A 12,334-nucleotide genomic window follows, 5' to 3' on the forward strand; every position below is an offset into this window, starting at 1 on the left:
ACATGACGCTTTCAACCATCGACGAAACCACGATCGACGAACGCAAGTTCGTCGTTGCGCTCGCGCGCGGGCTCGACCTGCTGCGCGCATTCCGGCCCGGCGAGACGATGCTCGGCAATCGCGACTTCGCGGAGCGCACCGGGCTGCCCAAGGCGACGGTGAACCGGCTCGCCTATACGCTGACCGTGCTCGGCTATCTGCGCTACGACGAGACGCTCGGAAAGTATGCGCTCGACGCCGGCGTGCTGTCGCTCGGCTACGCGCTGCTGTCCGGCTCGGGGACGCTCGATCTCGCCCGGCCGCACATGCAGGCGCTCGCGCGCGAGATCGGCGCGGCCGTGTCGCTCGGCTGCCGCGACGGGCTCGACATGATCTATCTGGAGACGATCCGCAGCGAAACCGCGCTGACGCTCGGGCTTGCGCCCGGCTCGCGGCTGTCGATGCTGACGAGTTCGATGGGCCGCGCGTATCTGGCCGTGCAGCCGGAGGACGTGCGCCGCGCGCTCTATGCGGATCTGCACCGGGCGGCCGGCGGCGCGGCCGACGCGGATGCGCTCGTCGCGGCCGCGCAGGACGCGGTGGCCGAGTTCTCCGCGGGCGGGTGCTGCTATTCGTTCCGCGCGTGGCACATGGACGTGAACGCGGCGGCCGTGCCGTTTCGCGAACCGCGCGAGGGACGCTGGCTGATCCTGAGCTGCAGCGGGCCTGCGTCGTCGATGGACGAGGACGTGTTCCGCACGCAAGTCGGGCCGAAGCTGAAGGCGCTTGCGCAGCGGCTCGGGCAGACGGTCTGAAACGGGCGCCGCGCGCGGCGCGTCGCCGGGCCGGCCGGACACCAGCGTGGCCGCCGCTGCCGGTTGCGCCGCGCGCGAGGCGCGCTCATCATCATCCATCGGTTCCCCGACGATGACGAGGTTCGCGATGTCCCACCCGGAAACCATGGAAGGCGGTTGCGCATGCGGGGCGATCCGCTACCGGATCGCCGGCATTCCGGCCGACGCAGGCTTCTGCCATTGCCGGCTCTGTCAGCGCACGACGGGGGCGGCGGTCGTCGCGTCGGCATCGGTGCCGCTCGACGCGTTCGAATACCTGCAGGGCGAGCCGACGGTCTATGCGTCGAGCGCGTGGGGCGAGCGGCGCTTTTGCGGCCGCTGCGGCGCGCAGTTGGAGTACCGGTTGGCCGATGCGCCGACGACCGTGGAAATCAACTATGCAACGCTCGACGAGCCGGCGCGGCTGCGTCCCGCGTGGCACGTCTGGTACGGGGATCGCTTCCCGGGCATCGAGATCGACGACGATCTGCCGAAATTCGACGATGGCGAAAGGGCCTAGCGACGTGCCGGCGTCGAATCCCCGCACACGCGCGTTCGACTTTTCACGCATGAACGGAAGAGGAACCGGCCATTATCGGGCGACGATGCACGCCGCCCCCGATTCCCGACGCAATACCGACAGCGCATTCCGCCATCCGCCGTGCCGCGCCCCGCGCGGGCCGGCCATCCACCCGCTCAGGCCGGGACGACCTTCGAGAACACCGGCCCCTGCATGAACCGCACGTCGTGCTGGCGCAGCAGCTCGCACTGCGTCTCGTCGACGACGCCGTCGAAAATCAGCGGAATCCGCACGCGCTGCGCATACGCGACCAGCGCCTTCACCATCCCGTCGCGCAGCGCGATGCCCGCATCCATCTTGATGTAGTCGGGCCGCGCCATCTCCGATTCGACCGCGAGGATCCGGCCCGGGTCGGGCAGCTTGTCGGCGACCTTGAAACCGTGATGCTGGTAGCTGCGCGTCAGGTAGCCGAGGAAGGTCTTGTGCGCGACCGCGACCGCCGGCAGCTCGATCACGATCCGCTCGGTCGGCAGCCCGAAGCGCTGCAGCACCGACGAGAAATGCTTGCCGTGGTCGTACTTCACGCTTTTCAGCAGCCGTTCGTGCACGCGCAGGAACAGCAGCCCGTGGCGTTGCGCGCCGAAGAAGTTGATCGCGTGCAGCGCGCGAGACAGCCGGTCGATCGCGACGAGCGTCTGATCGTCGACGGCCGAGTCGACCGGATCGTGCGGCGCGCCGGTGACCAGCGTGACGGCCTGGAAGCCGAGTTCGTCGCCGTAGCGCTCGATCGCGTCGGCGAACGACGTCGACTGCGGCGCGCCGGGCATCGTCACGTCGTAGATCGGTTCATAGGCGCTCGCGAGCGTGCGCTCCGGCAGGTTCGCGCATGCGGTGCCGCCCGATGCAAGCGCGAGGTGTTCCCGCAGATACGGCAATTGCCCGGCACGGACGACCAGCTCGGGAATGTTGGGCGGAATCATCGGCGTAGGAAGGAAAAATGGCGGCCGAAACGGCCGCCTCATGCCTTGATATTAGCAGCGCCCGTCCGGCTCGGCTTGGCGTTTCGCTCATATGGTTATCCCGTTCCCGCGCGGATGGCTAGGGTTTACGTTGATTTCACTATTCGTAATTGGTTTTACTATTCGTAAATTCAAAGATTTGTCGCCGATCAAGAAAAGCGGCGTTCGGGCGCCCGGAGCGGCGCCGATTCCCGAATCGAATCAACAGGAAGCAAGGAGCGAGACGTGGCGGTTGACAGCAAGTGGGCGAGGCAGGGCGGGCCGCGGCAGTGGCGGGCAACGGGCATGAGCGGGACGACGCAGCGCGCGTCGGCGCGCGGACGGCAGGGCTGAGGAGCGGATGGCGACCATGAGCATCGATTACCAGACGCTGAAGTTCGACTACCGGCCGCGCGCGACGCGGGCCGCCGGCGATGACGCCGCCATTCACCCGGTGGTGGTGGTCGGCGCGGGCCCGGTGGGCCTGTCGGCTGCGATCGACCTCGCGCAGCAGGGCGTGCCGGTCGTGCTGCTCGACGACGACGACACGCTGTCGACGGGCTCGCGCGCGATCTGCTTCGCGAAGCGCACGCTCGAGATCTTCGACCGGCTCGGCTGCGGCGAGCGTTTCGTCGACAAGGGCGTGAGCTGGCACGTCGGCAAGGTGTTCCTGCAGGACGAGCAGCTGTATGCGTTCGACCTGCTGCCGGAGGAAGGTCATGCGCGTCCCGCATTCATCAACCTGCAGCAGTACTACGTCGAAGGCTATCTGGCCGAGCGCGCGTTCGCGCTGCCGAACATCGACATCCGCTGGAAGCACAAGGTGACGGGCGTCGCGCAATCGGCGGAACACGCCACGCTCACCATCGAGACGCCGGAAGGCATCGAGACGCTGCGCGCGCAGTACGTGATCGCGGCCGACGGCTCGCGCAGCCCGATGCGCGCGGCAATGGGCCTCGAGAGCCGCGGCCGCACGTTCAAGGACCGCTTCCTGATCGCCGACGTGAAGATGAAGGCGGAATTCCCGACCGAACGCTGGTTCTGGTTCGATCCGCCGTTCCACCGCAACCAGTCGGTGCTGCTGCATCGCCAGCCCGACAACGTGTGGCGCATCGACTTCCAGATCGGCTGGGACGCCGATCCGGTCGCCGAGAAGCAGCCGGAGCGCGTGATCCCGCGCGTGCGCGCGCTGCTCGGGCCGGACGTCGAGTTCGAGCTGGAATGGGTGAGCGTCTACACGTTCCGCTGCCAGCGGATGGATACGTTCCGTCATGGCCGCGTGCTGTTCGCGGGCGATTCCGCGCACGGCGTGTCGCCGTTCGGCGCGCGCGGCGCGAACAGCGGCGTGCAGGACGCGGACAACCTCGCGTGGAAGCTGAAGCTCGTGCTCGACGGCCGCGCGGACGATCGCCTGCTCGACACCTACGCGAGCGAGCGCGAGTTCGCCGCCGACGAGAACATTCGCAACTCGACGCGCTCGACCGACTTCATCACGCCGAAGAGCGCGGTATCGCGCGTGTTCCGCGACGCGACGCTGAAGCTCGCGCGCGACTGCGAGTTCGCGCGCAAGCTCGTGAACAGCGGCCGCCTGTCGGTGCCGGCCGTGCTGGCCGATTCGCCGCTGAACACGCCGGACCGCAGCGGCGACACGTTCGCGTGCGCGATGCGGCCGGGCGCGGCGGCGGCCGATGCGCCGGTGCGCGCGCACGGCACGTCGGGCTGGCTGCTGCGGCATCTGGACGACGGTTTCGCGGGCGTGCTGTTCGGGCTGCCGGGCGACGCCGCCGCGCTCGCGCAGGCGCTCGACGGCCTGGCGCTGCCGGTGCGGCCGGTGCTGGTCGTGCCGGCCGGGCACGCGCAACCGGTGGCCGGCGTCGACGTCGTGGAGGACGTCGACGGTCTCGCCGCGCAACGCTACGACGCGAAGCCCGGCACGTTCTATCTGCTGCGCCCCGACCAGCACGTCTGCGCGCGGATGCGCACGCTCGAGCGCCAGGCGATCGCCGACGCGCTGGCGCGCGCGACCTGCGCGCGCGGAACATCGCATTGAACACGACAACGATACCGGAGACACCCGTCATGCCCCGACTCGACACCCGCCCGCGCCTGGCCGATCCGGACGCGTTCTACGAAGCGCTGATCGACATGCATCGCGATCTGTCCGACGCCGACAGCCAGCTCGTCAACGCGAAGCTGATCCTGCTGCTCGCGAACCAGATCGGCGATGCCGACGTGCTGCGCGAAGCGATGGCGCTCGCGCGTCAGGGCGTGACGCCGCCCGTGCATCCGGCCGCCGAGGTGGCGCAATGAGCGCGGCGCCGGCCGACGCGCGCGTGCTCGAAGTCGAGCGCGTGATCGACGAGACCCATCGCCCGGGCTTTCACTGGATGCTGCTCGCGTTGTGCGGGCTGTGTCTCGTGATCGACGGCTTCGATGCGCAGGCGATGGGATATGTCGCGCCCAGCGTGATCGCCGAATGGGGCGTGCCGAAGCAGGCGCTCGGGCCGGTGTTCAGCGCGAGCCTGTTCGGGATGCTGCTCGGCGCGCTCGGGCTGTCGGTGCTGGCCGACCGGATCGGGCGGCGCCCGGTGCTGATCGGCTCGACGCTGTTCTTCGCGGTGACGATGCTCGCGACGCCGTTCGCGGGTTCGATCCCGGTGTTGATGGCGCTGCGCTTCGTCACGGGCCTCGGCCTCGGCTGCATCATGCCGAACGCGATGGCGCTGGTCGGCGAATTCAGCCCGGCCGCGCATCGCGTGAAGCGGATGATGATCGTGTCGTGCGGCTTCACGCTCGGCGCCGCGATCGGCGGCTTCATCAGCGCCGCGCTGATTCCGGCGCTCGGCTGGCGCTCGGTGTTCTTCGTCGGCGGCGCGGTGCCGCTCGTGCTGACGCTCGCGATGTTCGCGCGGCTGCCCGAGTCGCTGCAGTTCCTGGTGCTGAGAGGGCGCGACGCGCAGGCACGCGCCTGGCTCGCGCGCTTCGCGCCGCAGGCCGGCATCGACGCGAGCACGCGCCTCGTCGTGCGCGAGCGCGCGGCGAGCGGCGCGCCGGTCGCGGAGCTGTTCCGCCATGGCCGCCTGCCGGTCACGCTGCTGCTGTGGGCCATCAGCTTCATGAACCTGATCGACCTGTACTTCCTGTCGAACTGGCTGCCGACCGTGATGCGCGACGCGGGCTATTCGCCGGGCACGGCGGTGATCGTCGGCACGGTGCTGCAGACGGGCGGCGTGATCGGCACGCTGTCGCTCGGCTGGTTCATCGAACGCTACGGCTTCGTGCGCGTGCTGTTCGCGTGTTTCGCGTGCGCGGCCGTCTCGGTCGGGCTGATCGGCTCGGTCGCGCATGCGCTGCCGTGGCTGCTGATCGTCGTGTTCGCGGGCGGATTCTGCGTGGTCGGCGGGCAGCCGGCCGTGAATGCGCTCGCGGGCCAGTATTACCCGACGTCGCTGCGCTCGACCGGCATCGGCTGGAGCCTCGGCATCGGCCGGATCGGCTCGGTGCTCGGGCCGCTCGTCGGCGGACAACTGATTGCGCTGAACTGGACCAACGGCGCGCTGTTCCACGCGGCCGCGGTGCCCGTGCTGTGCTCGGCGCTGTTCGTGCTGGGACTGGCCGGCGTAACGCGGCGTAGCGGTGCGCAGGCGCCGAACGCCGCCATGAATTGATGGAGAAAGGAAACGATGACGCTTGACCTGTCGAAACCGGCGCGAGCCGGCTACCTGAGCGGTTTCGCGAACGAATTCGCGACCGAGGCGCTGCCCGGCGCGCTGCCGCACGGCCGCAACTCGCCGCAGCGCGCGCCGTACGGCCTGTATGCGGAGCAGTTGTCGGGCACCGCATTTACCGCGCCGCGCAGCCACAACCGCCGCTCGTGGCTGTACCGGATCCGGCCGGCGGCCGTGCACCGGCCGTTCGAGCCGTTCACGGGCACGCAGCGGCTCGTGTCGGAATTCGGCGACTCGGCCGACGTGCCGCCGACGCCGCCGAACCAGCTGCGCTGGGATCCGCTGCCGATGCCGGTCGAGCCGACCGATTTCGTCGAAGGGCTCGTGACGATGGCCGGCAACGGCTCGGCGGCCGCGATGAACGGCTGCGCGATCCACCTGTACGCCGCGAACCGCTCGATGCAGGACCGCTTCTTCTACAGCGCCGACGGCGAACTGTTGATCGTGCCGCAGCAGGGGCGGCTCTTCATCGCGACCGAATTCGGCCAGCTCGACGTCGAGCCGTTCGAGATCGCGGTGATCCCGCGCGGCGTGCGTTTTTCCGTCGCGCTGCCGGACGGCGATGCGCGCGGTTACATCTGCGAGAACTTCGGCGCGCTGCTGCGCCTGCCGGACCTCGGCCCCATTGGCTCGAACGGGCTCGCGAACCCGCGCGATTTCCTCACGCCGCAGGCCGCGTACGAGGATCGCGAGGGCGCGTTCGAACTGGTCGCGAAGCTGAACGGGCGCCTGTGGCGCGCGGACATCGGACATTCGCCGTTCGACGTCGTCGCGTGGCACGGCAACTACGCGCCGTACAAATATGACCTGCGCCTGTTCAACACGATCGGCTCGATCAGCTTCGACCATCCCGATCCGTCGATCTTCCTCGTGCTGCAGTCGCCGAGCGACACGCCGGGCGTCGACTCGATCGACTTCGTGATCTTCCCGCCGCGCTGGCTCGCGGCCGAGGATACGTTCCGTCCGCCGTGGTTCCACCGCAACGTCGCGAGCGAGTTCATGGGGCTCGTGCACGGCGCGTACGACGCGAAGGCCGAAGGCTTCGTGCCGGGCGGCGCGAGCCTGCACAACTGCATGTCGGGCCACGGACCGGATGCGGACACGTTCGAGAAGGCGTCGGCGAGCGACACGACGAAGCCGCACAAGGTCGACGCGACGATGGCGTTCATGTTCGAGACCCGCACGCTGATCCGGCCGACGCGCTATGCGCTCGACACCGCGCAGCTGCAGGCCGATTACTTCGAATGCTGGCAAGGCATCAAGAAACACTTCAATCCGGAGCAACGATGAGCGATACCCAAGACTGGCGCGCGACGCTCGACCCGGCCCGCAAGAGCTGGGTCGAGACGGCGAACGATCCCGCCTGCGATTTCCCGATCCAGAACCTGCCGTTCGGGATCTTCAGCGATGCGAAGCAACCGGCGCGCCGCGCGGGCGTCGCGCTCGGCGACCAGATCGTCGACCTCGCCGCGCTCGCGCGTGCGGGCCTCGTGACGCTGCCGGCCGGCGCCGACGTGTTCGCCGCGCCGACGCTCAACCCGTTCATCGCGCTCGGCCGCGACGCATGGCGCAGCGTGCGCGTGCAGCTGTCGAACCTGTTCTCGCGCGACGACGCGCGGCTGCGCGATGACGTCGCGCTGCGCGCGCGCGTGCTCGTCGCGCAGCGCGACGCGACGCTGCACCTGCCGGTCGACATTCCCGGCTATACCGATTTCTATTCGTCGAAAGAACATGCGACCAACGTCGGCTCGATGTTTCGCGATCCGAAGAATGCACTGCTGCCGAACTGGTCGGAGATGCCGATCGGTTACAACGGCCGCGCGTCGTCGGTGGTCGTGAGCGGCACGCCGGTGCGGCGCCCGAACGGCCAATTGAAGCTGCCCGACCAGGAACGTCCCGTGTTCGGCGCATGCCGCAAGCTCGACATCGAGCTGGAGACGGGCTTCATCGTCGGCCGCGGCAACGCGCTCGGCGAGCCGATCGCCTGCGAGGATGCCGAAGCGCATATCTTCGGGATGGTGCTGCTGAACGACTGGAGCGCGCGCGACATCCAGCAGTGGGAATACGTGCCGCTCGGCCCGTTCAATGCGAAGACCTTCGCGACGACGATCTCGCCGTGGATCGTCACGCTCGATGCGCTCGAACCGTTTCGCGTCGAGCAGCCCGAACAGTCGCCGCAGCCGCTCGCGTATCTGCGGCACGCGGGCAAGCATGCGTTCGACATCGCGCTCGAAGTGACGCTGCGCGCGGAGGGCGCGGCCGAAGCGACGTCGATCTGCCGCACCAACTTCAAGCACATGTACTGGACGATGGCGCAGCAGCTCGCGCATCACACGGTCGCGGGCTGCAACACGCGCGTCGGCGACCTGATGGGATCGGGCACGATCAGCGGGCCGACGAAGGACTCGTTCGGCAGCCTGCTCGAACTGACGTGGAACGGCAAGGAGCCGCTCGCGCTGAACGGTGGCGGCAGCCGCGCGTTCATCGAGGACGGCGACGAGCTCACGCTCGCGGGCTGGTGCCAGGGCGACGGCTATCGTGTCGGTTTCGGCGCATGTGCCGGCAAGATCCTGCCGGCGCGCAGCGTATGACGGACTGCACCGCGACTCGTTACGCGTAGTCCGGAAGGCGAGGGCGGCCCGCATTGCGCGGGCCGTTTTCATTTCGGCGGCGGGTGGCGGGCGGTGGTACGCAAGCGCCGGTGCGTGACGCTGCGCACGAGCGTCGGCGCCAACATCTGCGTCGGCGTCAGACCGCGCGCTGCAATGTGGCGCGTCGTTCCCACAGCGCGGCCGCGACGAACGCGGCGACGCAGACGACCAGCACGCCGACCAGCGCGTTGCTGCCCAGTTGCTCCATCAACGCGCCGGCGACCAGCGGGCCGCCGAAGCTCGCGGCGCTCCACGATGCCGACACGAGCGAGCTCGCGGTGACGAGCGCCGCGCCGCGAAAGCGTTCGCCGCATGCGACGAGCGACAGCGTGTAGATGCTGCCTGCCGCCGCGCCGAGCACGAACAGCAACGGCCAGCACAGCCACGGGTTCGCGATCACGAACGGCAGCAGCGGCAGGCCCGCGAGCACGATCCAGCCGGCGCCGAGGTGCACGCGTTCGCGGCCGAGCTTGTCCGCGAGCCAGCCGATCGGGAACTGCATCGCGGTATCGCCGAACAGCATGATCGACGCGAGCAGCACGGCGGTCGCGCTCGCGACGCCGTGATCCATCGCATAGAGCGGCAGCAGCGACAGCGCGAGCGTATCGAACAGCGCGAAGAAGCCGGTGCCGATGATCAGCGCGGGCATGCGCGGCAGCACGGCGAGCCAGCTGTCGTGCGCTGCGTGATGCGCGTCGTCGCCGGCGAGCGGCGCGCGGCGGATCGTCGCGAGCGTCGGCAGCGCGAGCAGGAACAATGCGCCGCACAGCGCGAAGCGGATGCTCGTCGCGCCGGCGATCTGGCTGACGAGCACGGGGCCCGCCATCTGGAACAGCGTGAAGTTGGTCGCGTAGATCGCGACCACGCGGCCGCGCGTCGAATCGTCGGCGAGCTGGTTGACCCATGCCTCGCCGATCGTGAACAGCAGCATCAGCGCCGCGCCGCACAGCACGCGCAGCACGCCCCATACGATCAGGTTCGACGTGAACTGCATCAGCGCCGTGGCCGCCGCGAGCAGCACGACCGACACGACGATCGCGCGGCGCGAGCCGATGCGCCGCGCGAGCGCGGTGACGAACGGGACGATCGCGAGGCCACCCAGGGCCTGCGCGGCCGTCAGCATGCCGACGACGTTGGTGCCGTGTCCGGCTTCGGTCAGGGCGAGCGCGGTGAGCGGCATCGTCGCGCCGGTGCCGAGACCGACGACCGCGACGCTCAGGATCAGCGCGAGGAAATCACGATTGAGAATGGCTTTCATCGGCCGCGATGCTACACCGCGGACCCTGAAAGGTCCATGAAGGCCATCAGGTTCGCATGGCGTTGCGCGCGCAACGAACGCGGCGGCGCGCGGCCCGGCCGCCGCACCGCTGCGCGCCGCGCGGCCCGGCCGCCGCACCGCTGCGCGCCGCGCGTCACACGTATCCGGTCGGCCCGCTCACCGGACGGCGCTCGAGCGACGCCGACCACAGCGTGAGCGCGAGCGCGGCGACCGCCATCGCGGCACCGACCCACGGCAGGTTCACGAGCGACACGCCGGAGCCGATCGCCATCCCGCCGAGCCAGGCGCCCGTCGCGTTGCCGAGGTTGAACGCGCCCTGGTTCAGCGTCGACGCGAGGTTCGGCGCGTCGCTCGCGCGATCGACGATCAGGATCTGCAGCGGCGGCACGATCGCGAACGCGAGGATGCCCCACACGAAGATCGTCGCGAGCGCCGCGAACGGCAGGTGCATCGTGCCCGCGAACAGCGCGAGGACGATGCCGATCAGCGCGAGCGTCGCGATCAGCGACGGCATCCGGCGCCAGTCGGCGAGCTTGCCGCCGAGCGTGCCGCCGACCGTCAGGCCGAGACCGAACAACAGCAGCACATAGGTGACCTGGCGCGGCGAGAAGCCCGTCACGTCCTCGAGGATCGGCGTGATGTACGTGAACACGCTGAACAGGCTCGCGGACGCCAGCACGCTGATGCCAAGCACCATCAGCACCTGCGGATGCTTCAGCACGCTGAATTCCCGCGTGATGCTGGTGTCGGGCATCGCGAGGTTCCTTGGCAGGCACACCGCGAGCGCGGCGGCCGCGGCGATGCCGATGCCGGTGACTGCCCAGAACGTCGCGCGCCAGCCCCAGGCCTGGCCGAGCGCGGTGCCGAGCGGCACGCCGAGCACGTTCGCGAGCGTGAGGCCGGTGAACATCAGCGCGATCGCCTGCGCGCGCCGGTTCGGCGCGACGAGGTTGCTCGCGACCACCGAACCGATCCCGAAGAACGCCCCGTGGCAGAACGCGGTGACGACGCGCGCGGCCATCAGCACCGCGTAGCCGGGCGCGATCGCGCAGAACAGGTTGCCCGCGATGAACAGCCCGATCAGGCCCATCAGCGCGCGCTTGCGCGGCATCCTCGCGGTGACGATCGCGAGGATCGGCGCGCCGATCGTCACGCCGAGGGCGTAGCCCGACACGAGCATCCCGGCGGCCGGGATCGACACGCCGAGGTCGCGGGCGACGTTGGGCAGCAGCCCCATGATCACGAACTCGGTGGTACCGATTCCAAATGCGGCGACGGCAAGGGCGAAAAGAGGTAATGGCATCGCGGTGGGCTACGGAAAGGCCGCGGCCCGAGGCCGGCGCGGGATGCGCGCGGCGGGCGGGGCGGGGGGACATCAGCCGCGATTCTACTTCAGTGAAAACCCCTATGCTCGGGGCCAAAACGGATGTTGCCGGCGTGCGACGCGGTAGCAGCCGCAGCGCGTCACAGTGTGGGATTGGACGATGTCCGACGTCGGTTAACGCGACAAAATTCGGGTCGGAGCGACGCCGGTGGCGCGGCGCTTTTCGCGCGCCGCGGGTTCGATTAGCGCTCGGGCACGGCGCCGGCTGGCGTCGAGTCGGAGCGGTCGCCCGGTGCGGCTGCCTCGGGCGACGGCGATGACGACGGCGACGATCCGCCTGTCGTGCCGGCGTTTGCCGTGCAATCGGCGGTCTGCATCGCCGGTGCGTCCCACCCGTTTTCGAACAGGCATGCCTCGATCGGCATCCGCGCGGCCCAGCGCTCCTCCTCGAGCATCGGCTTCGCATAGAACGCATCGACGTGCCCGACGCACAGCACGGCGATCGGCTTCGCGCCGGCCGGCATGCCGAGCAGCGTGCGCAGCGCGTCGACGTCGAACAGCGACACCCAGCCCATCCCGAGCCCTTCGGCGCGCGCGGCGAGCCACATGTTCTGGATCGCGCAGGCGGCGGACGCGAGGTCCATCTCCGGCAGCGTGCGGCGGCCGAACACGTGGCGCTCGCGATCGTCGGTCAGCGCGACGACCAGCAACTCGCCGCATTCGCGCACGCCTTCGACCTTCAGCCGCATGAATTCGTCCTGCCGCTCGCCGAGCGCGTCGGCGGTCGCGCGGCGCTCGGCCTCGACCAGCGCGTGGATCGCGGTGCGCAGCGCGGGATCGGTGATGCGGATGAAGCGCCACGGCTGCATGAAACCGACGCTCGGCGCGTGGTGCGCGGCGCGCAGGAGCCGCGCGAGCGTGGCCGGATCGACGGGCGCCGGCGTGAAGTGGCGCATGTCGCGCCGTTCGAAGATGGCGCGGTAGACCGCGGCAATGGCGGAGTCGTCGAAACGCATGAGCGG

11 protein-coding genes are annotated in these 12,334 nt (G+C 69.6%); 7 read left to right on the forward strand and 4 right to left on the reverse strand.

Features of this window, described 5'->3' with window-relative positions:
* The first annotated feature begins 2 nt into the window (after positions 1–2).
* Both ACV22V_RS14815 and ACV22V_RS14820 read left to right on the forward strand, forming a co-directional pair.
* The gene (locus tag ACV22V_RS14815; protein WP_044844103.1) at positions 3–794 is read left to right on the forward strand and encodes an IclR family transcriptional regulator; all 792 of its coding nucleotides are present in this window, start codon (positions 3–5) and stop codon (positions 792–794) included.
* Between the two features lie 127 nt (positions 795–921).
* On the forward strand, positions 922–1,332 hold the full coding sequence (locus tag ACV22V_RS14820; RefSeq protein WP_448014357.1) for a GFA family protein: 411 nt from the start codon (positions 922–924) through the stop codon (positions 1,330–1,332).
* Positions 1,333–1,508: 176 nt separating this feature from the next.
* On the opposite strand, the gene ACV22V_RS14825 is transcribed toward ACV22V_RS14820, so the two are convergent.
* On the reverse strand, positions 1,509–2,312 hold the full coding sequence (locus ACV22V_RS14825) for an EAL domain-containing protein (protein WP_448014359.1): 804 nt from the start codon (positions 2,310–2,312) through the stop codon (positions 1,509–1,511).
* A 379-nt stretch (positions 2,313–2,691) separates the two neighbouring features.
* Here ACV22V_RS14825 and ACV22V_RS14830 point away from each other — a divergent pair, with 379 nt between their 5' ends.
* The 5 genes from ACV22V_RS14830 to fahA are packed head-to-tail and all read left to right on the forward strand — an operon-like array spanning position 2,692 to position 8,649.
* On the forward strand, positions 2,692–4,380 hold the full coding sequence (locus tag ACV22V_RS14830) for an FAD-dependent oxidoreductase (protein WP_448014360.1): 1,689 nt from the start codon (positions 2,692–2,694) through the stop codon (positions 4,378–4,380).
* Between the two features lie 29 nt (positions 4,381–4,409).
* Positions 4,410–4,640, forward strand: a complete 231-nt coding sequence (locus ACV22V_RS14835; protein WP_014897947.1) for a DUF2783 domain-containing protein — start codon at positions 4,410–4,412, stop codon at positions 4,638–4,640.
* The gene (locus ACV22V_RS14840; RefSeq protein ID WP_059530505.1) at positions 4,637–5,998 is read left to right on the forward strand and encodes an MFS transporter; all 1,362 of its coding nucleotides are present in this window, start codon (positions 4,637–4,639) and stop codon (positions 5,996–5,998) included. The genes ACV22V_RS14835 and ACV22V_RS14840 overlap by 4 nt, the downstream gene beginning before the upstream one ends.
* Before the next feature lie 15 nt (positions 5,999–6,013).
* On the forward strand, positions 6,014–7,348 hold the full coding sequence (gene hmgA, locus ACV22V_RS14845; protein ID WP_175907634.1) for a homogentisate 1,2-dioxygenase: 1,335 nt from the start codon (positions 6,014–6,016) through the stop codon (positions 7,346–7,348).
* Positions 7,345–8,649, forward strand: a complete 1,305-nt coding sequence (gene fahA, locus ACV22V_RS14850) for a fumarylacetoacetase (protein ID WP_448014361.1) — start codon at positions 7,345–7,347, stop codon at positions 8,647–8,649. The genes hmgA and fahA overlap by 4 nt, the downstream gene beginning before the upstream one ends.
* A 157-nt stretch (positions 8,650–8,806) precedes the next feature.
* Here fahA and ACV22V_RS14855 read toward each other — a convergent pair whose 3' ends face one another.
* The 3 genes from ACV22V_RS14855 to bluB all read right to left on the reverse strand — a co-directional run bounded on the left by ACV22V_RS14855 (position 8,807) and on the right by bluB (position 12,328).
* Complete coding sequence (locus tag ACV22V_RS14855) at positions 8,807–9,967, reverse strand: MFS transporter (protein ID WP_448014362.1); 1,161 nt, start codon at positions 9,965–9,967, stop codon at positions 8,807–8,809.
* A 154-nt stretch (positions 9,968–10,121) separates the two neighbouring features.
* Entirely contained in the window at positions 10,122–11,291 is a 1,170-nt protein-coding gene (locus ACV22V_RS14860) for an MFS transporter (protein ID WP_059530493.1), read from the reverse strand.
* A 263-nt stretch (positions 11,292–11,554) separates the two neighbouring features.
* A complete protein-coding gene (bluB, locus tag ACV22V_RS14865) occupies positions 11,555–12,328 on the reverse strand; it encodes a 5,6-dimethylbenzimidazole synthase (protein ID WP_448014427.1) in 774 nt (257 codons plus the stop codon).
* Between the last annotated feature and the right edge of the window lie 6 nt (positions 12,329–12,334).

This window comes from Burkholderia sp. AW33-5 (assembly GCF_053427615.1).